This is a genomic window from Kineosporiaceae bacterium SCSIO 59966 (genome assembly GCA_020881835.1).
Taxonomy (GTDB): Bacteria; Actinomycetota; Actinomycetes; order Actinomycetales; family SCSIO-59966; genus SCSIO-59966.
Genome location: CP052876.1, coordinates 2,095,550 through 2,119,150, shown reverse-complemented (window position 1 = coordinate 2,119,150; position 23,601 = coordinate 2,095,550). Strand labels below are relative to the sequence as shown.

At 73.2% G+C, this 23,601-nt stretch carries 18 protein-coding genes and 2 tRNA genes; 11 read left to right on the top strand and 9 right to left on the bottom strand.

Annotated features, from left to right (window positions below; genetic code table 11):
* Positions 1-11: 11 nt before the first annotated feature.
* Positions 12-533 carry a DUF664 domain-containing protein gene (locus HJG43_09805; GenBank protein UER54784.1) on the top strand — a complete coding sequence of 174 codons (522 nt, stop codon included), beginning with the start codon at positions 12-14 and terminating at the stop codon, positions 531-533.
* A gap of 18 nt (positions 534-551) precedes the next feature.
* Here HJG43_09805 and HJG43_09800 read toward each other — a convergent pair whose 3' ends face one another.
* The 4 genes from HJG43_09800 to HJG43_09785 form a co-directional block, all read right to left on the bottom strand.
* A complete protein-coding gene (locus HJG43_09800; GenBank protein UER55873.1) occupies positions 552-2,225 on the bottom strand; it encodes an alpha-amylase in 1,674 nt (557 codons plus the stop codon).
* 45 nt (positions 2,226-2,270) lie between these two features.
* Positions 2,271-2,765 carry a globin gene (locus tag HJG43_09795; GenBank protein ID UER54783.1) on the bottom strand — a complete coding sequence of 165 codons (495 nt, stop codon included), beginning with the start codon at positions 2,763-2,765 and terminating at the stop codon, positions 2,271-2,273.
* A gap of 258 nt (positions 2,766-3,023) precedes the next feature.
* Positions 3,024-4,244: a mechanosensitive ion channel family protein gene (locus HJG43_09790; GenBank protein ID UER54782.1), complete on the bottom strand. Its 1,221-nt coding sequence runs from the start codon at positions 4,242-4,244 to the stop codon at positions 3,024-3,026.
* Positions 4,245-4,256: 12 nt separating this feature from the next.
* Positions 4,257-6,434 carry a S9 family peptidase gene (locus HJG43_09785; GenBank protein UER54781.1) on the bottom strand — a complete coding sequence of 726 codons (2,178 nt, stop codon included), beginning with the start codon at positions 6,432-6,434 and terminating at the stop codon, positions 4,257-4,259.
* Here HJG43_09785 and malQ point away from each other — a divergent pair.
* Entirely contained in the window at positions 6,433-8,664 is a 2,232-nt protein-coding gene (malQ, locus tag HJG43_09780) for a 4-alpha-glucanotransferase (protein UER54780.1), read from the top strand. The genes HJG43_09785 and malQ overlap by 2 nt on opposite strands.
* A gap of 19 nt (positions 8,665-8,683) precedes the next feature.
* Here the strand turns inward: malQ and pepN are convergent, their stop codons facing one another.
* On the bottom strand, positions 8,684-11,269 hold the full coding sequence (gene pepN, locus HJG43_09775) for an aminopeptidase N (GenBank protein ID UER54779.1): 2,586 nt from the start codon (positions 11,267-11,269) through the stop codon (positions 8,684-8,686).
* 166 nt (positions 11,270-11,435) lie between these two features.
* Between pepN and HJG43_09770 the strand changes: the two genes are divergently transcribed.
* The 3 genes from HJG43_09770 to HJG43_09760 are packed head-to-tail and all read left to right on the top strand — an operon-like array spanning position 11,436 to position 13,399.
* Positions 11,436-12,104, top strand: coding sequence for a disulfide bond formation protein DsbA (locus HJG43_09770; GenBank protein UER54778.1), 669 nt, complete (start codon positions 11,436-11,438; stop codon positions 12,102-12,104).
* Positions 12,105-12,126: 22 nt separating this feature from the next.
* Positions 12,127-12,597 (top strand): ribose-5-phosphate isomerase, encoded by a 471-nt coding sequence (locus HJG43_09765; protein UER54777.1) that lies wholly within the window; start codon positions 12,127-12,129, stop codon positions 12,595-12,597.
* Position 12,598: 1 nt separating this feature from the next.
* Positions 12,599-13,399, top strand: coding sequence for an Fpg/Nei family DNA glycosylase (locus HJG43_09760; GenBank protein UER54776.1), 801 nt, complete (start codon positions 12,599-12,601; stop codon positions 13,397-13,399).
* A gap of 7 nt (positions 13,400-13,406) precedes the next feature.
* Here HJG43_09760 and HJG43_09755 read toward each other — a convergent pair whose 3' ends face one another.
* On the bottom strand, positions 13,407-14,654 hold the full coding sequence (locus tag HJG43_09755) for a GNAT family N-acetyltransferase (protein UER54775.1): 1,248 nt from the start codon (positions 14,652-14,654) through the stop codon (positions 13,407-13,409).
* 8 nt (positions 14,655-14,662) lie between these two features.
* Between HJG43_09755 and HJG43_09750 the strand changes: the two genes are divergently transcribed.
* Entirely contained in the window at positions 14,663-15,784 is a 1,122-nt protein-coding gene (locus tag HJG43_09750; protein UER54774.1) for a serine/threonine-protein phosphatase, read from the top strand.
* Between the two features lie 3 nt (positions 15,785-15,787).
* Here HJG43_09750 and HJG43_09745 read toward each other — a convergent pair whose 3' ends face one another.
* Entirely contained in the window at positions 15,788-17,254 is a 1,467-nt protein-coding gene (locus tag HJG43_09745; GenBank protein UER54773.1) for a bifunctional diguanylate cyclase/phosphodiesterase, read from the bottom strand.
* Between the two features lie 211 nt (positions 17,255-17,465).
* Positions 17,466-17,536: transfer RNA gene (locus HJG43_09740), tRNA-Gly, on the bottom strand.
* A 99-nt stretch (positions 17,537-17,635) separates the two neighbouring features.
* Between HJG43_09740 and HJG43_09735 the strand changes: the two genes are divergently transcribed.
* From HJG43_09735 to clpX, 5 genes are all read left to right on the top strand, one after another.
* Positions 17,636-17,712: transfer RNA gene (locus HJG43_09735), tRNA-Pro, on the top strand.
* Positions 17,713-17,831: 119 nt separating this feature from the next.
* Entirely contained in the window at positions 17,832-19,313 is a 1,482-nt protein-coding gene (locus tag HJG43_09730; GenBank protein UER54772.1) for a trigger factor, read from the top strand.
* A 324-nt stretch (positions 19,314-19,637) separates the two neighbouring features.
* The gene (locus HJG43_09725; protein UER54771.1) at positions 19,638-20,279 is read left to right on the top strand and encodes an ATP-dependent Clp protease proteolytic subunit; all 642 of its coding nucleotides are present in this window, start codon (positions 19,638-19,640) and stop codon (positions 20,277-20,279) included.
* 34 nt (positions 20,280-20,313) lie between these two features.
* Entirely contained in the window at positions 20,314-20,976 is a 663-nt protein-coding gene (locus HJG43_09720; protein UER54770.1) for an ATP-dependent Clp protease proteolytic subunit, read from the top strand.
* 146 nt (positions 20,977-21,122) lie between these two features.
* Entirely contained in the window at positions 21,123-22,406 is a 1,284-nt protein-coding gene (clpX, locus tag HJG43_09715; GenBank protein ID UER54769.1) for an ATP-dependent Clp protease ATP-binding subunit ClpX, read from the top strand.
* Between the two features lie 63 nt (positions 22,407-22,469).
* Here clpX and HJG43_09710 read toward each other — a convergent pair whose 3' ends face one another.
* Positions 22,470-23,411, bottom strand: a complete 942-nt coding sequence (locus HJG43_09710) for a hypothetical protein (GenBank protein UER54768.1) — start codon at positions 23,409-23,411, stop codon at positions 22,470-22,472.
* Positions 23,412-23,601: the final 190 nt, after the last annotated feature.

Genomic DNA, 23,601 nt, shown 5'->3' with positions numbered 1-23,601 from the left:
AGGCTAGGGCGGTGGCCACCACAGCGGACCTTCTCGTCGACCTTTTCGGCCGGGTGCGCGAGCGCACCCTCGCTACGCTCGCGGACCTGACGCCCGACGAGCTCGCCGTCCGGATCGACCCCGAGGCGAACACGGTCGGCTGGCTGGTCTGGCACCTCACCCGCGTCCAGGACGACCACGTCGCCGCGGTCGCCGGCACCGAGCAGGTGTGGACGGCGCAGGGCTGGGCCGGGCGCTTCGAGCTGCCGCTCGACCCCGCCGACATCGGCTACGGGCACACTCCCGAGCAGGTGGCCGTCGTCCGGGTGAGCGACCCGGACCTCCTCGCCGGCTACCACGAGGCGGTCCACGCGGCGAGCGTGCGCTACCTCAGTGGGCTCAGCGACGCCGACCTCGACCGGGTGGTCGACACCTCCTGGGACCCGCCGGTCACCCTCGGCGTCCGGCTGGTCAGCGTCGTGGACGACGACCTCGAGCACGCCGGCCAGGCCGCGTTCCTGCGCGGTCACCTGCTGCGGCGGCGCCGGGAGTGAGGCGGCTGTCGCGGGGCGTCAGGCGCGTACCCAGGCGGTGACGTCGGTCGGCACCGCGGGCCGGCCGTCCGGGCCGGCGACCAGGTCTCCGGAGACGAGCAGCACCTCCGCACCTGCCGGCAGCGACACCGGCTCCTCGCCGAGGTTCGTCATGACGAGCGCGGGGCCGTTGGCGAAGGCCACGACGTCCGGACCGGCCTCGGTCCAGGTCAGGTCACCGGTACCGAGGCCGAGGTCGCGGCGCAGCCGAAGCGCGGCGCGGTACATCTCGTACGTCGACCCCGGCACGCCGCGCTGGCGGTCCAGCGCGTAGCCGGCGAACTCCGGCGGCTGCGGCAGCCAGCTGCGGCCGGTCGGGGAGAAGCCGTAGGCCGGTGCGTCGTGCTGCCACGGAAGCGGCACCCGGCAGCCGTCGCGACCGATCTCCTCGCCGCCGGTGCGGTGGAAGGCCGGGTCCTGGCGGACGTCGTGCGGCATCGTCGTGTGGTCGGGCAGCCCGAGCTCCTCACCCTGGTACAGGTACGCCGACCCGGGCAGGGCGAGCATGAGCAGGGTGGCGGCGCGGGCCCGGCGCAGGCCGAGCTCGGCGTCCGGCTGAGGGTCCTGCGCGGCGATCCCGTGCGGGCGCGGCGTCCCGACCGGCAGGCCGAGGCGGGAGGCGTGCCGGACGACGTCGTGGTTGCTCAGCACCCACGTCGTCGGGGCACCGACGGACCCCATCTCGGCGAGGGAGTCCGTCACCACCCGGCGCAGGTCCGCCGCGCGCCACGGGGCGACGAGGAAGTCGAAGTTGAAGGCCTGGTGCATCTCGTCGGGCCGGACGTAGCGCGCCAGTCGGTCCGCTGGAGCCACCCAGGCCTCGGCGACGAGCATCCGGTCGCCGTCGTACCCGTCGAGGACCTTGCGCCAGGAGCGGTAGACGTCGTGGACGCCGTCCTGGTCCCACATCGGCGGACGCTCGCCGTCGGCGTTCGCGCCCTCGATCATCTCCTGGTCGTGGTCCCAGTCCGGCAGGCCCGGGGCCTTGACCAGTCCGTGCGCGACGTCCACCCGGAAGCCGTCGACGCCGCGGTCCAGCCAGAACCGCAGCACGTCCTCCATCTCGGCCCACACGTCGCCGCACGTCCAGTCCAGGTCCGGCTGCTTGGTGTCGAACAGGTGCAGGTACCACTGGCCGGGTCGGCCGTCGGTCTCGATCACCCGGGTCCACGCGTCGCCGCCGAACACCGACCGCCAGTCGTTCGGCGGCAGGGCGCCGTCCGGTCCGCGCCCGTCCCGGAAGATGTACCGAGCCCGCTCGGGGCTGCCCGGTCCGGCTGCCAGCGCGGCGCGGAACCACGGGTGCTCGTCCGAGGTGTGGTTGGGCACCAGGTCGACGATGACGCGGATCCCCAGCTCGTGGGCGCGGGCCAGGAGGGCGTCGGCGTCGGAGAGCTCGCCGAACACCGGGTCGACGTCGCGGTAGTCGGCCACGTCGTAGCCGGCGTCCGCCTGGGGGGAGACGTAGAACGGGCTCAGCCACACGGCGTCCACGCCCAGCTCGGCGAGGTGACCGAGCCGGCTCGTGATCCCTGGCAGGTCCCCGACGCCGTCCCCGTCGGCGTCGGCGAAGGAGCGGGGGTAGATCTGGTAGATGACGGCGGAGCGCCACCACTGGCGCGGCTCGGGAGTCACGGCCACGAGCCTAGGCAGCGGCCCCGGGGTGCTCGCAACTCCTTGCGCTTCGTGGAAGGGCTTTCAGCCGAGCCGGTTGACCATGCTGTGGGCCGCGCGCTCCAGGTAGTCCCACAGCATCGACTCGTACAGCGGGGGGAGTCCGAGCTCGTCAACGGCGACGCGCATGTGCCGTAGCCATCGGTCCCGTGCGTCGGCGTCGACGACGAACGGCGCGTGCCGCATCCGCAGCCGCGGGTGCCCGCGTCGTTCGCTGTACGTCGTCGGCCCGCCCCAGTACTGCTCGAGGAACATGCGCAGTCGTTCGGCGGCCGGCGCGAGGTCCTCCTCGGGATACATCGCCCGCAGCACCGGGTCGGCGGCCACGCCCTGGTAGAACCGGTCGACGAGCCGGACGAACGTCTCGTGCCCGCCGACCGCCTCGTAGAACGTCTGCTGCCGGGGGGCAGGGTCCTGGGGCCGGTGAGCAGGCTCCTCGGGCCGGACGGCGTCACTGGGCCGGTCGGTGGCCTCCTCGGGTCGGGCGGCGTCGGTGGGCCGGTGGGTGGGGTGAGTCACGGCCTCATTGTCCGCCCTCGCCGCACCCTCGTCACAGCCCCCACCCACGTCCCCTCCGTGATCAGTCAAGACCCCCCCGTCGTGATCATGCAATCCCGCCACCCGCACCACCGTCCCTCCGTTCGCAGAATGCTGGGTTGGTGGCGCAACACGCCGGCAAAGGTGTGACGGATCCAGCATTCTGCGGCAAAGGGGGTCGGGGTGGCGGGATTGCATGATCACGGACGGGGTCGAGGAGTGGGCGGGGGGAGAGGGATGTCAGAGGCCGGAGTCGTTGCGGGGCTCGATCTCCTGGGCGACCTTGGACTCCCCGCCAGGGGGCTGCTCGTGGCGCTCCTGCTCGCTGCCGCCACGCCGTCCGTCGTCCTGCGTCCGCATCCAGACGGTCCGCTGCGGGAACGGGATCTCGATCCCCTCCCGGTCGAAACGGGCCTTGATCCGGCGGCGTAGCTCCCGGGCGACCCCCCACTGCTGCAGCGGCGCCGTCTTGACGACGAGCCGTACCACGACGGAGTCGGCGGCCAGCGCCTCGACGCCCCAGACCTCCGGCTCCTCCAGCACGAGCGGTCCCCAGTCGGCGTCCGCGGCGAGCTCGGCACCGACCTGGCGCAGCAGGTCCTGCACCCGACCCACGTCCTCGCCGTAGGCCACGGCGACGTCGAGGACGGCGCGGGCCCAGCCCTGGGACATGTTGCCGACCCGCAGGATCTCCCCGTTGGGCACGTACCAGACCGTGCCGGAGACGTCCCGCAGGCGGGTCACCCGAAGGCCGACGGCCTCGACGGTGCCGTTGGCCTCACCGACGTCGACGACGTCGCCGACGCCGTACTGGTCCTCGACGATCATGAACATGCCGGAGAGGAAGTCCTTGACGAGGGTCTGGGAGCCGAACCCCAGGGCGACCCCGACGATGCCGGCGCCGGCGATCAGCGGACCGACGTTGATGCTCAGCTCGGAGAGCACCATGAGCACGACGACGACTCCGACCACGCCGGTGCTGATGCTCTTGAGCACCGACCCGATCGTCTGGGCCCGCTGCACCCGGCGCTCGCCGGTCAGTGGGGACTCCAGCAGCGCCGTCGCCGAGCTCCGCCGGCCGGACCGACCCCGCTGCGGCGCGCCGCCGGGTGCCGTCGCCCCCTCCACGATCCGGTCCGTGAGCCGGGTGATGCCCCGGTGCAGCAGCCAGCGCAGCACCAGCCCGACCAGGACGATGAGCAGGATGCTCGCCAGCGTGCCGAGGATGCCCGACACCCAGCGGGACAGGTCCTGGTTGCCCGTCCAGTCGTACAGGACGCCGCAGAACGACCCGTCCTCGACCCGGCAGGGGGTGCTCTCCGGGTCGACTCGTTCGAGCAGCCCGCCGGTCTCGGTCGGCGTGGGCGACGGCTCGGCGGTCGGCGGGACGCTCGGCGGGACGCTCGGCCCGGTCGCGGGCGGGGCCGACGCCGCCAGGGCAGGCGTGAACGAGGAGTGCATCGGTCCTCGACCCTAACCGGCTGCCGGGCCGCCGAGGTCCAAGCCGGTGTGGAACGCCGCGAAGGCGAGGGTGTCGGCGACGAGGTCGACGGTGCGCGACACCGCCCGGGCGCCGTGTCCGACGTCCTTCTCCCGGCGGACCAGCACCGGCGCCTCGTCCACCGGGGCGCTGGTGGCGTGCTGGAGCGCGGCCGCGAGCTTGCGGGCGTGCAGCGGGTCCACCCGGGTGTCGCCGTCGAACACGGTGAACAGCGTCGCCGGGTAGCGCACCCCGTCGCGGACGTGGTGGTAGGGGGAGTACCCGAGCAGCCACCCGAGCTGCTCGGGGTCCTCGGCGTCCCCGTACTCCTCGCTCCAGGTGACTCCCAGGCCGTGCAGCTGGTAGCGCACCATGTCCAGCAGCGGGGCGGCGCACAGCACGGCCGCGTAGGCGTCCGGCCGCTGGGTGAGCGCGGCGCCGACGAGCAGACCGCCGTTGGAGCCGCCGGAGACGGCGAGCTGACGGGGCGTCGTCCAGCCGCCGGCGACGAGAGCGTCGGCGCAGGCGTGGAAGTCGTCGAAGGTGTGCTGCTTGGCCGCCATCATCCCGTCGCGGTGCCAGTCCTCGCCCTCCTCGGCGCCGCCCCGCAGGTTCGCCACGGCGTACACACCGCCCGCCTCCACCCAGGCCAGTGCGGTCGCGGAGTACCCCGGCGTGAGGGAGACGCCGAAGCCTCCGTAGCCGTACAGGATCGCCGGCGCCGGCCGGCGCGGCCGGCCGTCGTCGTCGAGGAGGTCTGCTCGGGCGATGACGAACATCCGCACCGTCGTGCCGTCCGCGCTGGTCACCTCGACCTGCTGGGACACCGTCGTCGGGACGTCGCTGACCTCGCCGGGCGGGGCCGCCCACAGCGACACCTCGCCGGTGCGGGCGTCCCAGCGGTGCACGTGCGGGAGCGTCGTGTGGTCGGTCCAGGTGAACCACAGCTCGTGGCCTCCCTCGGGCCGCGAGAGCAGCCCGCCGACGGTGCCCAGTCCCGGCAGCGGGATCTCGCCGCGCCGCTCACCGGTCGCCAGGTCGTGCACGGTCAGCTCCGAGACGGCGTGCCGGGTCCACGCGGCGACGAGCAGCGGGGCGTCGCCGAGCTCCGGGCCGTCGAGCACCGCGTAGTCCTCCAGGACGGCGTCCGCGCGCTCGGGCAGCAGGTCCCGCCAGCCGTCCCGGCCGGGGCGGGTGGGGTCGGCGACGGCCAGCCGGCCTCGCGGGGCGTCCAGGTCGGTGGCGACGTACAGCCGGCCGTCGCGTCCGACGTGCGCCGAGGTCTGGGCGTCCAGGCCGACGGCGACCTCGACGAGCGCAGGCCGCTCCGCTCCGGTCGCCGTGAGGTCGGCCAGCCAGACGTCGGTGCGCGGGGCGGTGCCCTCGGAGGCGCTGACGACAAGCCAGCGGCCGTCGAGGGAGACGCTCACCCCGTAGTAGGAGGTCATCGGGCGCCCCGCGCCGAACACCTCGACGTCCTGGGCGGGGTCGGTCCCGACGGTGTGCAGCCACACCCGGCGGTGGTACTGCCGCTCCTCCGGGGGCACCAGGTCGGGGTCCACCCGGCGGACGTAGTAGAACCGTTCCCCACCCGGCAGCCATGCCACCGGGGAGTACCGGGCCCGGTCGACGGGACCGTCGAGCAGCTCGCCGGTCGCGACGTCGAGGACGTGCAGCACGCTCTCCTCCGTGCCCCCCGCCGACAGCTGGTAGGCGAGCCGGTCGCCCTCCTTGCTCGGCTGCCACGCGTCGAGGGTGGTGGCGCCGGACGGGTCGACCGCCATCGGGTCGACGAGCACCCGCTCGCGCTCGCCCCCCGCGCCGTCCGGCTCCACGACCAGCAGGACGCCGTGCTCCTGGTCTCCGCGGCGGCGCATGACGAACCGGCGCTGGCCCCGCCACACCGGCGGCCCGATGCTGCCGGCGCCGAGCAGCTCGCGGACGCGGGCCGCGACCCGGTCGCGGCCCGGCCACCGGGCGCGGTGCTCGGCGAACAGCTCGTCCTGCGCTGCGGACCAGGCGACGGTGCGCGGGTCCTGCGGGTCCTCCAGCCACCGGTAGGGGTCGGCGACCCGGTGGGTGGGGGCTGTGCGCGGAAGCGTCTCGACGAGGTCGAGCCGCTCGGCGACGGGATACCCGGTGGGCCGGGTGGACGGCGCGGCAGCGGACATGGGGCCCGAGGGTAGCCACGCGGGGCGCTGCCACCGCGTCACCGGCCCCGGTCTGGCAGGATCCCCGCGCGTGAGCGACACACCGAGCGGCCCCGCGGTCGGCGACATCCCCTCGGCCCGGCTGGTCGAGCTGGCCCGGGCCCACGGGGTGGCCACCGAGTTCTGGGACTGGCGGGGCCAGCACGTCCCGGTGCCCGCCTCGACCATCACCGCCGTCCTGCGCGCCCTGGACGTCGACGCGTCCACCGAGCAGGCCGTCGAGGCAGCCCTCGAGGACGTCGAGCTGGCGCCTTGGCGCCGGACGCTGCCGCCGGTGGTGGTCGTCCGGCAAGGACGGCGCCCGTGGGTGCCGGTGCACGTGCCGCACGGCGAACCGGCCCGGTTGCACGTCGTCCTCGAGGACGGCCGCCGTCGTGACCTCGAGCAGCAGGACCGGTGGGTCGACCCCCGCGCGGTGGACGGCGCCCTCGTCGGCGAGGCGACCTTCGAGGTGCCCGCGGACCTCCCGCTCGGCTGGCACGTTCTGCGGGCCGAGTCGCCCACCCGGACGGCGACGTGCCCCCTGGTCGTCACCCCCGACCGGCTCGAGCTGCCGGAGGCGCTGCGAGAGCGCCGCCGCTGGGGTCTGATGGCGCAGCTGTACTCGGTGCGCTCCACGTTGTCGTGGGGGCTGGGCGACCTCGCCGACCTCGCCGAGCTCGCCGACTGGGGGGGACGCGACCTCGGGGCGGACTTCGTCCTGGTCAACCCGTTGCACGCCGCCGAGCCGGTCGGCCGGATGGAGCCGAGCCCCTACCTGCCGACCACCCGCCGGTTCGTCAACCCGGTCTACATCCGGGTGGAGGACGTGCGGGAGACCGCGTACCTGCCCTCGGCGGACCGCGCACTGGTCGAGTGGCAGGCCGAGGAGCTGCGGGCACGGAACACCGACCCCGGCGGCCTGGACCGGGACGCCGTGTGGGCCGCCAAGCGGACCGCGCTGGAGACCGTGTACCGGGCCGGGCGCAGTCCGGCCCGGCAGGCGGACTTCGAGGCGTTCTGCGCCCGGGAGGGGCAGGGTCTGGAGGACTTCGCGTTCTGGTCGGCGCTCGCCGAGCACTTCGGTCTGCCGGCGTCCACGTGGCCGCCGGAGGCGCACGACCGGGACTCGGAGCTGCTTGCCGGGCTGCGCAGCGACCTCGTCGAGCGGACGACGTTCCACAAGTGGCTGCAGTGGGTCGCGGACTCCCAGCTGGAGGCGGCCCAGCGCACGGCCCGGCGCGCCGGGATGGCCTTCGGCGTCGTCCACGACCTCGCCGTCGGCGTGCACCCGGAGGGCGCCGACGCCTGGTCGCTCAAGGGCGTCCTGGCCGAGGCCGTCACGGTCGGCGCCCCGCCGGACGCCTTCAACCAGGTGGGACAGGACTGGAGCCAGCCCCCGTGGCGGCCGGACGCGCTCGCCGAGGCCGGGTACGCCCCGTACCGGGACATGCTGCGCACCGTGCTGCGGCACGCCGGCGGCATCCGGGTCGACCACATCATCGGACTGTTCCGGCTGTGGTGGGTGCCGGACGGTCAGGGCCCGGCGGCGGGCACGTACGTCCGCTACGACCACGAGGCCCTCGTCGGCATCCTCGCCCTGGAGGCCCACCGCGCCGGTGCCTTCGTCGTCGGCGAGGACCTCGGCACCGTCGAGCCGTGGGTGCGGGACTACCTGCGCGAGCGCGGCGTGCTGGGGACGTCGATCCTGTGGTTCGAGAAGGACGCCGAGGGCCGCCCGCTGGAGCCGGGGCAGTGGCGTGAGCTGTGCCTGGCCACGGTGACCACCCACGACCTGCCGCCGACCGCCGGCTACCTCGCCGGCGAGCACATCGAGCTGCGCGAGCGCCTGGGGCTGCTCACCCGGCCGGTGGCGGAGGAGCTGGCCGTCGACACCGCCGACCGGGAGGCGGTGATGGATCAGCTGCGCCGCCTCGGACTGCTGCCCGAGGACGCCATCGAGCGGGAGCGGGTGGAGGCGCTGCACCGGTTCCTCACCCTCACCCCGAGCCGGCTGATCGGGGTGTCCCTGCCGGACGCCGTCGGCGACCGGCGCACCCAGAACCAGCCGGGCACCAACGAGGAGTACCCGAACTGGCGGATGCCGCTCGCCGACGGGGCCGGGTCCGTCGTCCTGCTCGAGGACCTGCGCAGCCGGCCCCGGGCGCTGTCGCTGGCCGAGGTGATGAACCGGGGCCTGTCCAGCTCCTGACCCGGGTAGCGCCGGCGGGTCAGCCCTGCGGCTCGCGCTCCCGGGCGCGCCGGTCGCACTCCTGGGCGCGCAGCGCACGGGCGACGCCGTCCCGGTTCTCCAGCACCAGCCGGCGCAGCGCAGGCAGGTCCTCGCCGGCCGCGGCGAGCCACTCGTCGGTACGCCGCAGCGTCTCCTCGGTGGCGAGCCGGGTCGGGTACAGGCCGGTGACGATCTGCTGGGCGATCTCGTTCGTCCGGGTCTGCCAGACGCGGCGCAGCGCGGCGAAGTACGGCTCGACGAACGGTTCGAGCAGCGCGGTGTCGTGGACGTGCCCGAAACCGCCGATCACGGCGGCCTGGACGGCGTTCGGCAGCTCGTCGGAGTCGACGACGGAGGCCCACGCCTCCGCCTTGGCCTCCGGGGTGGGCCGCGCCGCTCGCGCGGACGCCGCCGCCCGTCGACCGGCCGCGGTGTCGTCCCGCCGCTGCTCGGCGTCGATCTCGGCGTCACCGGCCCGGCCACCGGCGACGAGGGCACCGAGCAGGTCCCAGCGCAGGTCCGTGTCGACGCTCAGCCCTTCGGGCACAGCGCTGCCGTCCAGGATCCCCGCGAGGACGTCGAGGTGCTCGTCGGTGACGGCGAGCCCGGCGAACGCCTTGAGCAGCTGCAGCTGGGCGTCGCTGCCGGGCTCGGCCGCGCGCACGTGCCGCAGCAGCCGCCCGGCCACGTCCCGCTGGACCTCCCGACGGTGCTCGGGGGCGGTGTAGAGCAGCACCGCCGAGCTGAGCTGGCGCAGCAGGACCAGGACGACGGAGGAGTCGGTCTCGGCGTCGAGGTTGGACAGCACGAGGTCGATGAAGTCACGGGCCGGCAGCTCGGCGTCCCGGGTCATGTCCCACGCCGCGGCCCACACGAGGGTCCGCGGCAGCGAGTCCTCGAACGCGCCGAGGTGACCGACCGCGGTGCGCAGCGAGGCGTCGTCGAGGCGGATCTTGGCGTAGGCGAGGTCGTCGTCGTTGAGCAGCAGCAGGTCCGGCCGGGGCCGCCCGACCAGGTCCGGTACCTCGGTGCGCTGCCCCTCGACGTCCAGCTCGACGCGGTGCGTGCGCTCCAGGCGCACGCGTCCGCCGTCCTCGACGAGGTCGTAGCAGCCGATCGCCAGCCGGTGCGGCCGCAGCACGGGGTGCTCCTCGGGCGCCTCCTGCGCCACGGCGACGGCGGTCAGGACGCCGTCGGCGTCCGTCTCCAGCACCGGCCGCAGGGTGGTCACCCCGGCCCGTTCCAGCCACAGGTCCGACCACGCGGTGAGGTCCCGCCCGGAGGTGCGCTCGAGCTCGACGAGCAGGTCGCGCAGCTCGGTGTTGCCCCAGGCGTGGGTGCGGAAGTACTGCCGGACGCCGGCGACGAACTCCTCCCGGCCCACCCAGGCGACCAGCTGCTTGAGCACGCTCGCGCCCTTGGCGTAGGTGATGCCGTCGAAGTTCACCTCGACGTCCTCGAGGTCCCGGATGTCCGCCACGATCGGGTGCGTGGAGGGCAGCTGGTCCTGCCGGTAGGCCCAGGACTTCTCCATCGAGGAGAACGTCGTCCAGGCCGAGCGCCACCGGGTGGCCTCGCTCATGCACAGGGTCGAGGCGTACTCGGCGAACGACTCGTTGAGCCACAGGTCGTCCCACCAGCGCATGGTGACGAGGTCCCCGAACCACATGTGCGCCAGCTCGTGGAGGATCGTCAGCGCCCTCCGCTCGTACATCGCGTCCGGGACCCGGGAGCGGAAGACGTAGGTCTCCAGGAAGGTCACCGCGCCGGCGTTCTCCATCGCCCCGGCGTTGAACTCCGGCACGAACACCTGGTCGTACTTCTCGAACGGGTAGGGCAGGTCGAACGTCGACTCGAAGAACTCGAACCCGCGGCGGGTGATGTCGAAGATCTCCTCGGCGTCGAGGAACTCGGCCAGTGACGCCCGGCAGAACACGCCCAGGGGCACGCTGCGTCCGTCCCGGCTGGTCAGCTCGCCCCGCACGACGTGGTACGGGCCGGCGACCAGCGCCGTGACGTAGGGCGCGAGCCGGGGGGTCGGCGCGAACCGCCAGGTGGCCCGGCCCGGTCCGGACGGCGTGGGGCTGGGTGTCGGGGAGTTCGACACCACCTGCCAGTGGTCCGGCGCGGTGACCGTGAAGGAGAACGTCGCCTTGAGGTCCGGCTGGTCGAACACGGTGAACACGCGCCGGGCGTCGGCGACCTCGAACTGGCTGTAGAGGTACGTCTCGTCGTCCACCGGGTCGACGAAGCGGTGCAGCCCCTCCCCGGTGTTCATGTACGCGCAGTCGGCGACGACCCGCAGCTCGTTGTCCGCGGCGAGGTCCGCCAGGTGGATCCGGGTGCCGTCGGCCACCTCGGCCGGATCGAGCCGGCGGCCGTTGAGCTCCACCTCGTGCACGGTGGGGGCGACGAGGTCGACGAACGTCGACGCGCCGGGCTCCGCGCACGCGAAGCGGACCACGGTCGTCGAGCCGAACGTGCCCCCGTCGCCACCGAGGTCCAGCGTCACGTCGTAGGAGGTGACGTCGAGCAGCCGGGCGCGCTGCCGGGCCTCGTCGCGGGTGAGGTTCAGACCGGGCACGCAAGCCCCTTCCGTCGTCTCGGATCGTGGTCGGGCGGGAATCCTCGCACGACCGGGCACGCTGTCGCAGGCGACACCCGGTCGGTGCTGCGCGCCGGCCGCTTCGCCGCCGTTCCGCTCACAGACCGCCCTGAGACCCAGACCGCCCTGAGACCGAGGAGCAGCAGTGCCGCAGACAGATGTCAGCACGGATGCCAGCACGGATGTCAGCACGACCACGGACCAGGCCTCCGACCCGACACCCGTGGACTTCTGGTTCGACCCGGTGTGCCCGTGGGCGTGGATGACGTCCCGGTGGATGGAGGAGGTCGAGCGGGTCCGGTCGGTGCGGGTCCGCTGGCACGTGATGAGCCTGGCCGTCCTCAACGAGGGGCAGGACGTGCCGGAGGAGTACGCCGCGCTGCTGCAGCGCGCCTGGGCCCCGGTGCGGGTGATCACCGCCGCGCGCGAGCTGCACGGCGAGCGGTACGTCAAGGAGCTGTACGACGCGATGGGCACCCGCATCCACCCCGGCGGTGACGACGACTTCGAGGGAGTCGTCGCCAAGGCCCTCGCCGAGGTGGGCCTGCCCGCCGACCTCGCCCGGTACGGCGCGCTGGACACCTTCGACGCCGCGTTGCGGGCCAGCCACGAGCGCGGCATCTCCCTCGTCGGCCAGGACGTCGGCACGCCGGTCATCGCGGTCCAGGGCGTCGCGTTCTTCGGTCCGGTCGTCACCCCGGCGCCTCGCGGACAGGACGCCGGGCGCCTCTGGGACGGCGTGCTCGCCGTCGCCTCGACCCCGGGCTTCTACGAGCTGAAGCGCAGCCGCGAGCAGGGACCGGTCTTCGACTGACCCGGTGGGTCACACTGGCCCCATGCGCGTGCACATCGGCGGCGACCACGCCGCCTACGACCTCAAGGTCCACCTGCAAAAGCACCTGGCCGCCGCGGGGCACGACGTCGTCGACCACGGCCCGTTCCGCCTCGACCCGCTCGACGACTACCCGGTGTTCTGCCTGCGCGCCGCCGCCGCGGTGTCCGCTGAGCCCGGCAGCCTCGGCGTCGTCCTGGGCGGCTCCGGCAACGGCGAGCAGATCGCGGCCAACAAGGTCACCGGTGTGCGCGCCGCGCTGGCCTGGAGCACGCAGACGGCGCAGCTGGCCCGCCAGCACAACGACGCCAACGTCGTCTCGGTGGGCGCCCGGATGCACTCCCTCGAGGACGCGACCGCGATCGTCGAGGCCTTCCTCGCCGAGCCGTTCAGCGGGGACGACCGGCACCTGCGCCGGATCGACATGGTGAGGCTCTACGAGGAGCGCGGCGAGCTCCCGCCGCTGCCGCACTGACGTGCCCGAGGGGCACACCCTGCACCGGCTGGCCCGCCGCTTCCGGCGGGACCTCGCCGGGGAACCGCTGCGGGCCGCCAGCCCCCAGGGCCGCTTCGCTCAGGGGGCGGCGCTCCTCGACGGGCTGGTCCTCGAACGCACCGAGGCGCACGGCAAGCACCTGTGGCTCGGTTTCGCCGGCGACCGGTGGGTGCACGTGCACCTCGGCCTGTACGGGACGTGGACGTTCGGGGCCGGGCAGGCCCCCGAGTCGCGCGGCGCCGTCCGGCTCAGGCTGCAGGGCCAACGGTTCTGGGCGGACCTGCGCGGCGCCACCGCGTGCGAGCTCCACACCCCCGCCGAGAAGGCCGCCGTCCACGCCCGGCTCGGGCCGGACCCGCTGCGGCGCGACGGCGACCCGGGCCGGTTCGTCGCCCGGCTCACCGCCTCGCGGGCGCCGGTCGCCGGCCTGCTCATGCAGCAGGACGTGATCGCCGGCGTGGGCAACGTCTACCGGGCTGAGGCGCTCTACCGGGCGGGACTGGACCCCTACCTGCCCGGGCGCGCGGTGCCGACCCGGACCGCCGAGGACCTCTGGGCGGACCTGCGCGGCCTGCTGCGGGACGGCGTCCGCCGGGGGCGGATCGTGACGACCCTGCCGGTGGACCGCACCCGGCCCCGCGGTCGGGTCGGCGTCGAGGACGCCCACTACGTCTACCGACGCACCGGACTGCCGTGCCGGCGGTGCGCTGGGCCCGTGCGCACCGCGCAGCTGGCCGGACGCAACCTCTACTGGTGCCCGGTCTGCCAGCCGGCCGCCTGACCCGGCCTCAGAACACCCACCCGCAGTACGCCGCCACCGACCAGGCGAACGCCTGTCCGGCGCGTTCCAGCGACCCGGGCGTGTGCTCGACGACCCGACCCGCCGCAGCCAGCTGGTGCAGCGTCTGGCCGCCGAGCCACGTCGCCCCCAGCGCCCGCACGTCGACGTCCAGGTCGGCGGTGGCCGACGTCCGGTCGCACCGCGCGCCGTCCGGGCCACCGCGCAGCCGCCACCGGCCGGTGTTCCACGGGCACAGCGGGTCCTCCACCCCGAGGACGACGTCGACGTCGACGGTGTAGCGGCGCGCCGCCAGGGCGGTCGGCAGATCCACCAGGCGCACCCACAGGCCGTCGGTGACCCGCGGGGTGGTAGCCCGCACGTCGTGCAGCAGGTGCACGAGCGGGTCGTCCACCGGACGCATGTCGGTTCGCACGCTCGCCATCAGGTCCAGGTCGCTCAGCCGTGCCCAGAGCACCCGGGTGGCGGCCGCGTCGACGGCGTGGGCCTCGCGGACGAGGACCTCGCCCCGTGGGCCGGCCTCCTCCCACTTCTCCTTGCGACGGAACAGGGCGTACCCGCGCGGCGCACCGTCGCCGTCCCGGACGACGAGCAGCCGCAGCCGCTCGGCGCCGTCCCGCCAGGCCGGCGGGTCCAGCAGGACGCGCCGGGCCAGGTCGCCGTCCCGGGACACCATCCCGGGTCGCCGGGCCCGCACCGCGTCGTAGAGGTCGGCGACGAGACCGGTGTGCGCCTCGACGTCGGCCTTCTCCACGGACACCGTCAGCCCCTCGGTGCCGTCGACCTCGTGCAGCCCCGCCCGGCGCGGCAGGGTGAACCGCAGGCCGGCGCTCGCCTGGCCGTACCCGAACCGGCCGTAGATGGCCGGCTCGGCGGCCCACAGGGCAGACACCGGCTCACGTCCCGCCTCGTGCACGGCGTGCAGGTGGTGGCGCACCATCGCGGTGAGCAGGCCGCGGCGGCGGTGCTGCGGGTGGACTCCGACCCAGGTGAGCCCGGCGGTCGGCACCTGGGCGCCGCCGGGCGCCGGGGTGCGCAGCGAGAACACCGAGTGGACGCCCGCGAGTCTGCCGTCGACCTCCACCCCGGCGGTGCGGTCCCACTCGAAACCGGTGAACGACGCAGCGGCGTCGCCCTGGTCCTCCACGAAGGCGAACGCCCACTGGTCGAGCTCGAGCACCTCCTCCTGCCGGTCGGCGCCGAGGGGGACGATGCGGGTGCCGGGGAAGGAGCTCATGGGAGAGCATGGTGGCAGCCGGACCTGCGCCGACTCGACCGGTTTACCGGCTGGGGGCCGGTAAGGTCCGCCAGGTGTGGCAGACCGTGCGACGACGCGTGCTGCCGACGCAGGCGTTCCTGCTGCTGCTGCTCACGGGGCTCGCGGTCGGCGTCGCGCTGCTGAGCGTCGAGCACGCTCGCTGGGTGCCGGTCACGACGATGGTCCCGGTCATGCTCATCGCCGCCTTCCTGCTGCGGGTACGGGCGATGGTGCTGCTCTACCTCGTCGTCGCCGCCGGCGTCCTCTACAGCGCCGTGGAGCGCACCGGCCAGCAGCCGATCGGTCCTGGCTCGCTCGCGGTCATCGGGGTGACCGCCGTCCTCACCCTGCTGTTCGCCCGCAGCCGTGAGCGCCTCGGCGTCCAGGGGACCCTCGGGGAGTCGATGCTCGTCGACCTGCGGGACCGGCTGCGGGCCCAGGGCAGCATCCCACCGCTGGCGCGGGGCTGGGACGTCGAGACGGTGCTGCGCTCGGCGTACGGCGACTCCTTCTCCGGAGACTTCCTCGTCGCCAGCCCGGAGGGCTGCTCGGCGCTGGAGATCGTGCTCGTCGACGTGTCCGGCAAGGGCCAGGCGGCCGGCACCCGGGCGCTGCTGCTCTCCGGAGCCTTCGGCGGGCTGCTGGGCGCGCTGAGCCGGGAGACGTTCCTGCCGGCGGCCAACGCCTACCTGCTGCGCCAGCAGTGGGACGAGGGGTTCGCCACCGCCGTCCACCTCGCGGTCGACTTCGCCACCGGTGACTACCGGATCGCCTCCGCCGGTCACCCTCCGGCGGCCCACTTCCACGCAGGGTCCGGCCGCTGGGAGCTGCTCGAGGGTGAGCACGGGCCGGCGCTCGGCGTCGTCGAGGGGGCCTCGTTCCCGGCGCGGACCGGCCGGCTCGACCGGGGGGACGCGTTGCTGCTCTACACCGACGGCATGGTCGAGACTCCCGGGCGCGACCTGGCGCTCGGCATCGACCGGCTCATGGGCATGGCCGAGCAGCTCGTCCGCCGCGGCGGGTTCTCCGGGGGCGCCCAGTGGCTCGTCGACGCCGCCGGCACGGGGGAGTCCGACGACCGCGCCCTGGTGCTGCTGTGGCGGTCGTGACGGTCAGTGGCTGCCGGCGCGCTCCGGCGGCTCGGCCGGCAGTCCCGGAAGCTGAGCCCGCACCTGCGGCAGCTCGGCCCGCACCCGCTCGGCGTTCCACCGGACCACCTGCGAGCCGGGGATCGGTCCGGAGAACCAGTACCCCTGGAGGTCGTCGCAGCCGAGCTCGGTGAGACGCGCTGCCACGGCTGAGTCCTCGATCCCCTCCGCGACCACCTCAAGACCCAGCCGGTGGCCGAGCTCGATGATCGAGGCGACGATCGCTTCGTCGATACCGCCACGGGTCAGCTCGGTGACGAACTGCCGGTCGACCTTCAGCTGGCGCACGTGCAGACCGCGCAGCTGGCCCAGACCGGTGAACCCGGCACCGAAGTCGTCGACGGAGACCTGGACGCCACGGGCACCCAGCGCCGCCACCACGGCCCGCGCCTCCTCCGGGTTCTGGGCGATGGCCGTCTCGGTCACCTCCAGCATGAGCAGCTCCGCGGGCCAGCGGTTCAGGGTCAGGGCCTCCTCGACGATGCCGAGGAGGCCGGGCTCGAGCATGGTGGCGCTGACGTTGACGTTCATCACCGTGAGGAGGCCTTCGGAGCGCCAGCGCGACGCCTCGCGCAGTGCGGTCAGCAGGACCCAGCGGGTCAGCGGCCGGATCAGGCTGGTGCGCTCCGCCAGCGGGACGAACTCCGACGGCGGCAGCTCGCCTCTGGTGGGGTGCCGCCAGCGCAGCAGCGCCTCGCACGCGGACAGCGCTCCGGTGCTCGCCGTCACGAGCGGCTGGTACAGCAGGGACAGCTCGCCGGAGTCCATGGCCCCTCGCAGGCGCGCGAGCGTCGCCAGGCCGTCGGTGGACACGGGGGACAGGTCGCCGGTGAAGCAACAGACCCCGGAGCGGGTGCGCTTCGCCTCGTACATGGCGACGTCCGCGTGCCGCAGCAGGTCGGACAGGTCACGCCCGGCCTGCGGCGCCAGGGCGATGCCGACGCTCGCCCGCACGTCCAGGTCGACGCCGCCGGCCACGAAGCCGCCCGCTCCGAGGCCGGCGAGCAGGCGCTTGGCGAGTACGGTCGCCTCGGCCGTCGTCGTCGGCTCTGGCACCAGCACGGCGAACTCGTCGCCGCCCAGCCGGATCACGAGCGCGTCGTCCGCCGACACCGCCGCAAGCCGGGCCGCCACCTGGGCCAGCACCGCGTCGCCGACGGCGTGCCCGAGCGTGTCGTTGACGTCCTTGAAACCGTCGAGGTCCAGCACCATGAGCGCCGGGCCCCGGCCGTCGTCGTCCGGGGCGAGGTCGCCGAGAACCTTCTCGGCCCGCTCCGCCAGCACGAGCCGGTTGCCCAGGCCGGTGAGCGGGTCGACCCGTCCTCGCCGGGTGTGCTCCCGCTGGTGCCGGACGAGCAGAAGCCCGAGCAGCGTCAGCACGAGGGCGGCCGACAGCACCACGAGCACCGTCGTGTGCGTCCCTGGGTCCACTGGTCGCCCTCCTCAGGCGCACCATCGGCGTGCCGACGGGCACCTTGAGGCCTCAGCGGCACGCAGCCACGAACGGTCCGGTGCCAGAGGCCCAGGTGACTGCACCCGAAAAGGCGTGAACAACCCCAAACCCGAGCAGAACGGTGGGGGGACCTGGATGGCCGGCCGGCACGCCGAGCGGGCGGCGGTGCGGAGCGGGCGGGCGGTGCTGAGCGGGTGACGGGAATCGAACCCGCATGACCAGCTTGGAAGGCTGGGGCTCTGCCATTGAGCTACACCCGCACGGCCCGGGTCTGTGCGTCCAGGGCGCGGCGGTCAGCCTACCGGGACCACTAGCCTGGTGCCGCGAGCACCGCTCGCGCCGGCGCCGCAGGGACCGGCCGGGGTATGGCGCAGCTTGGTAGCGCGTCCGCTTTGGGAGCGGAAGGTCGCCAGTTCGAATCTGGCTACCCCGACCATCTAGCATGGGCCGCCGTGCCCTGCGCCGGGCCCGCCCGCCGCCGTGCGCCGCCGTGCCCGAGAACAGCCCGACGAACAGCCCAACGACCCACCTACCGCGACCCAGGAGTACGCCCCCGTGAAGAGCGCCGTCGAGACCCTCAACCCGACCCGGGTCAAGCTGACCGTCGAGGTGCCCTTCGACGAGCTCAAGCCGAGCATGGACAAGGCGTACCGGGAGATCGGCTCGCAGGTCCAGGTGCCGGGCTTCCGCAAGGGCAAGGTGCCGCCGCGGATCATCGACCAGCGCTTCGGGAGGGCCACCGTGCTCCAGGAGGCGGTCAACGACGCCCTGCCGCAGATGTACGCCAAGGCCGCCGAGGAGCACGAGCTGCGCCCCCTGGGGCAGCCGGAGGTCGAGGTCACCGAGGTGCCCGACCCGGCGAAGGGTGGTGACCTGAAGTTCACCGTCGAGGTCGACGTCCGGCCGACCCTCGAGCTGCCCGACTTCTCCACCCTGTCGGTCACCGTGGACGACGTCGAGGTGACCGACGAGGACGTCCAGCAGCGGCTCGACCAGCTGCGTGAGCGGTTCGGCACCCTCACCGGTGTCGACCGCGGCGCCCAGGACGGAGACTTCGTCTCCCTCGACATCAGCGCCACCATCGACGGTGAGGAGATCGACACCGCCAAGGGTGTCTCCTACCAGCTCGGCAGCGGCACGATGCTCGACGGGATGGACGAGGCCCTGGCCGGCGCGACGGCGGGAGAGACCCGGACCTTCACCGCGCCGCTCGCCGGTGGCGAGCACGCCGGCGAGGACGCCGAGGTGACGGTCACCGTCCAGTCGGTCAAGGTGCGCGAGCTGCCCGAGGCCGACGACGAGTTCGCCCAGCTGGCCAGCGAGTTCGACACCATCGAGGAGCTGCGCGCCGATCTGCGCAGCCAGGCCGAGCGCGCCAAGGCCATGGAGCAGGGGGTGCAGGCCCGGGACAAGGTCCTCGACGCGCTGCTCGAGGCCGTCGACGTCCCGGTGCCCTCCAAGCTGGTCGACGACGAGGTGCACCGTCACCTCGAGGCCGAGAACCGGCTCGACGACGACACCCACCGCGCCGAGGTCGCCGAGGAGGCGCACAAGGCGCTGCGGGTGCAGTTCCTCCTCGAGGCCATCGCCGAGCAGGAGGAGGTCCAGGTCAGCCAGCAGGAGCTGATCGAGTACCTCGTCGCCGCGGCGCCGCAGTACGGGATGGACCCGAACGCGTTCGCCAAGGCCCTCGACGAGGCCGGTCAGATCCCGGCCATGGTCTCCGAGGTGGCTCGCCGCAAGGCCCTCGCGGTCGCGCTCGAGCGGGCCACCGTCACCGACGCCTCCGGGCGGACCGTGGACCTCGACGCCCTCGTGCCGGGCGCCGAGGGCGAGGAGCAGGCGTCGCAGGCGTCGGAGGCGTCGGCAGACTCCGCAGACTCTGCTGATTCTGCCGACAGTGCCGACAGTGCCGACAGTGCCGACAGTGCCGAGTCTGCTGACTCCGCCGACAGTGCCGACTCTGCCGACAGCGCCGATCGTGCAGACTCTGCGGACAGCCCGCAGCCCACGGACCGCACCGACTCGCCGTCCTGATCGTCAGCGACGCCCCCGTCCCACCCCGCGCGGGGCCGGTGCCCCCTTCCGTGATCATGCAGTTCCGCCACCCTCCCGTCCCCCGCTGGACCGGCGCTCCTCTCGGTGATCATGCAGTCCCGCCACCCTCCTGTCGCCCGGCGTGCCGGGTCGGGGGTGTCGTCGTCCGGGACCGACGTGCGCCGACAGCGAACAGGCCCTGGTCCGGGGACTCGGCCGTCGGGCCCCCGCGTTAGGGTCGCTGAGACCGTCCGGCGCGGGCCTTCGCCGCCCGGACCCGACTGCGACACCAGATGTCCTCGACATGGATGGAGCCCCGAACCGATGGAGCGCACCAGCACGAGCGAGCCGACGACCGGCGCGCCGCAGGCCCGCGGCACCGGCCAGGCGATGGGCCTGGACGACCACATCTACCAGCGGCTGCTCAAGGAGCGGATCATCTGGCTGGGGTCCGAGGTGCGTGACGAGAACGCGAACGCCATCTGCGCGCAGATGCTGCTGCTCGCCGCGGAGGACCCCGACAAGGACATCTTTCTCTACATCAACAGCCCCGGCGGTTCGGTGACCGCCGGCATGGCCATCTACGACACCATGCAGTACGTCAAGCCCGACGTCGCCACGGTGGCGATGGGGCTGGCCGCCTCGATGGGGCAGTTCCTGCTCTCCTCGGGCGCCAAGGGCAAGCGGTACGCCACCCCGCACGCGCGGATCATGATGCACCAGCCCTCGGGCGGCATCGGCGGCACCGCCAGCGACATCCGGATCCAGGCCGAGCTCATCCTGCACATGAAGACCCAGCTCACCGAGCTCATCGCCGGGCAGACCGGGCAGACCGTCGAGCAGATCACCAAGGACGCCGACCGCGACCGCTGGTTCACCGCAGCGGAGGCCAGGGACTACGGGTTCATCGACCACGTGGTGGCCAGCGCCGGCGACGTCAGCGGCGGCGGCGGCACGAACGCCTGAGCCCACCGGACCACTTCTAGCGAGGAGCACCCCCGTGAAGATCGACCCCCGCCGCCCGGGCCACTCCGCCGCCCCGGCACCGACGAGCCGCTACATCCTGCCGCAGTTCGAGGAGCGCACGGCCTACGGGTTCAAGCGCCAGGACCCGTACACGAAGCTCTTCGAGGACCGCATCATCTTCCTCGGCGTCCAGATCGACGACGCCTCCGCGGACGACGTCATGGCCCAGCTCCTCGTGCTCGAGGCACAGGACCCCGACCGCGACATCATCATGTACATCAACTCGCCCGGCGGCTCGTTCACCGCGCTGACGGCGATCTACGACACCATGCAGTACGTCAAGCCGGAGATCCAGACCGTGTGCCTCGGGCAGGCGGCGTCCGCCGCGGCGGTCCTGCTGGCGGCCGGCGCGCCGGGCAAGCGGCTCGCGCTGCCCAACGCCCGGGTGCTCATCCACCAGCCGGCGATGGCTGGCGGCGACTACGGCCAGGCCTCTGACATCGAGATCCAGGCCAACGAGGTGCTGCGGATGCGCACGTGGCTGGAGGAGACCATCGCCCGGCACTCCAACCGGACCGCCGAGCAGGTCCGCCAGGACATCGAGCGGGACAAGATCCTCACCGCCGACGCAGCCCTCGACTACGGCCTGGTGGACCAGGTGCTGGCCAGCCGCAAGGGTCCCGTCGGCGTCAGCTGACCGGGCTGCCGGCCGCCGGGGCGGGCCCATCGGGCGACAACACGCCGACGGACCCGCCCCTGCCGCTGACACGGCGGCCCCGGTGGTGTGCAATGGGGGTACCGAGTCCGCCGGCAGGCGGACCCGCGACAGGAGGGAACTCGTCCGTGGCACGCATCGGAGACGGCGCGGATCTGCTGAAGTGCTCGTTCTGCGGCAAGAGCCAGAAGCAGGTCAAGAAGCTCATCGCCGGTCCCGGCGTGTACATCTGCGACGAGTGCATCGATCTCTGCAACGAGATCATCGAGGAGGAGCTGGCCGAGGCCAGCGAGCTCGGCCTCGTCGAGCTGCCGAAGCCGAAGGAGATCTTCGACTTCCTCGAGGAGTACATCGTCGGGCAGGACGCCGCGAAGAAGGCGCTCGCGGTGGCGGTCTACAACCACTACAAGCGCATCCAGGCCGGTGAGCCGTCCCGACGGGGCGAGGAGCAGATCGAGCTCGCCAAGTCGAACATCCTGCTCATCGGACCCACCGGGTCGGGCAAGACCTACCTGGCCCAGACACTGGCCAAGATGCTCAACGTCCCGTTCGCGATCGCCGACGCGACGGCGCTGACCGAGGCCGGCTACGTCGGCGAGGACGTCGAGAACATCCTCCTCAAGCTGATCCAGGCGGCCGACTACGACGTCAAGAAGGCCGAGACCGGGATCATCTACATCGACGAGGTCGACAAGATCGCCCGCAAGTCGGAGAACCCGTCGATCACGCGCGACGTCTCCGGGGAGGGCGTCCAGCAGGCGCTGCTGAAGATCCTCGAGGGGACGACGGCGTCCGTCCCGCCGCAAGGAGGCCGCAAGCACCCGCACCAGGAGTTCATCCAGATCGACACGACCAACGTCCTGTTCATCGTCGGCGGGGCGTTCGCCGGTCTGGAGGACATCGTGTCGGCCCGGATCGGCAAGCGCGGCATCGGCTTCGGCGCGTCTCTGCACAACCCCGCGGAGACGCCCGACCTGTTCGCCGAGGTGATGCCGGAGGACCTGCTGAAGTTTGGACTCATCCCCGAGTTCATCGGCCGGCTGCCAGTCATCACCACCGTGTCCCACCTCGACCGCGACGCGCTCGTGCGGATCCTCACCGAGCCGCGCAACGCGCTCGTCAAGCAGTACCAGCGGATGTTCGAGATCGACGGGGTCGAGCTCGAGTTCACCCCCGACGCCCTGGGCGCTGTGGCCGACCAGGCCATCCTGCGCGGTACCGGTGCCCGTGGACTGCGGGCGATCATGGAAGAGGTCCTCCTGCCGGTCATGTTCGACGTCCCCTCCCGCGACGACGTCGCCCGGGTCGTCGTCAGCCGTGAGGTCGTCCTGGAGAACGTGCTGCCGACGCTCGTGCCGCGGGAGAAGACGACGACCCCGCGCAAGCGCGAGCGCCGCGAGAAGTCCGCCTAACTTCGTGATCATGCAGTCCCGCCACCCCGCCTGACCCACCCGTGATCATGCAGTCCCGCCACCTCACCAGGTCCGCCGGCTGATCTGCGGCTCCATCCCGAGCAGCTCGCCCACGCCGCGCTCGAAGGCGAGCGAGGAGCCGAGGACCTCGCCCAGCCCCACCCCGACGACGTGCCAGCCGAACCGGCGGGCCAGGTCCTCGCGTCGGCGTCGGTCGTGCTCGACGTGCTCAGGCCGGGAGTGAAACTCCCTGCCGTCGTACTCGATCGCGATGCGCCGTCTCGACCAGCCAAGGTCCAGACGGTACACGCCGGTGCCGTTGTGGTCGCGGATCCAGACCTGTGTCTCCGGTGCCGGGAAGCCGGCGTCGACGATGCGCAACCGTGTCCACGACTCTCCCGGCGACTCGCTGCGCGGATCGCACAGTCCGACGAGCCGGCGAGCTCGTGCGACGTTGCGTCCACCGCTCCAGTCGTGCAGCCGGGACAGCATCTCCGTCGGGTGGCACAGCCCGGCGCGGGCGATCGCGTCGAGGCAGCCGAGGGCGACGAACGGCCGCAGGTACCGGGCGAGGTCGCACGCGGTCCGCAGCGGCGTAGTCACCGGAACCCCGTGCGCGAGCGCGATGTCGTCCTCGGGCAGCGAGGCCTCGTACGCGCGCACTCCGGCCCGGCGCGGCGGCGTGGTCCCTGCCCGGACGACGACCTCGAGGGGGAGGGGGACGTCGAGCTCGCCCGGCCCACGGGCGTCCACTCCGTGCACCCAGGCAGCGGTGCGGCGTCCCACCGCCGCGTTCGGCGGCAGGACGAGGCTGACGGCCTGGGCGCGACGAACCGGGTCGCTCACTGCACGGGCGTCGAGGTAGACCCCGCGGACCGGCTGGACGACGGTGCCGGCAGCGAGCAGTGCGTCGAGCTCGTGCCGGCTCAGCAGCAGACCGGGAAGGTCACGTCTGCGAAACGGCGGCAGCACGTCGGCGGACAGCTGCGGTGTACGGATGACCATCCCTGCAGGGTGCCGCGGGTTCGCTGAAGGCGTCGGCGGTCATCCACAGGGACGGGACTGCTTGCAGCTCCATAGCCCGGGGGTGGCGGGATTGCATGATCACCGAGGGGGGCGGTGAGGGTGGCGGGATTGCATGATCACCGAGGGGGGCGGTGAGGGTGGCGGGATTGCATGATCACCGAGGGGGGTG

Bases quoted from the DNA above. Each gene is read 5' to 3' on its own strand.
- HJG43_09790 (UER54782.1), bottom strand. From the start codon at position 4,244: ATGCACTCCTCGTTCACGCCTGCCCTGGCGGCGTCGGCCCCGCCCGCG.
- malQ (UER54780.1), top strand. From the start codon at position 6,433: ATGGGGCCCGAGGGTAGCCACGCGGGGCGCTGCCACCGCGTCACCGGC.
- HJG43_09785 (UER54781.1), bottom strand. From the start codon at position 6,434: ATGTCCGCTGCCGCGCCGTCCACCCGGCCCACCGGGTATCCCGTCGCC.
- HJG43_09765 (UER54777.1), top strand. From the start codon at position 12,127: ATGCGCGTGCACATCGGCGGCGACCACGCCGCCTACGACCTCAAGGTC.
- HJG43_09755 (UER54775.1), bottom strand. From the start codon at position 14,654: ATGAGCTCCTTCCCCGGCACCCGCATCGTCCCCCTCGGCGCCGACCGG.
- HJG43_09750 (UER54774.1), top strand. From the start codon at position 14,663: ATGGTGGCAGCCGGACCTGCGCCGACTCGACCGGTTTACCGGCTGGGG.
- HJG43_09725 (UER54771.1), top strand. From the start codon at position 19,638: ATGGAGCGCACCAGCACGAGCGAGCCGACGACCGGCGCGCCGCAGGCC.
- HJG43_09710 (UER54768.1), bottom strand. From the start codon at position 23,411: ATGGTCATCCGTACACCGCAGCTGTCCGCCGACGTGCTGCCGCCGTTT.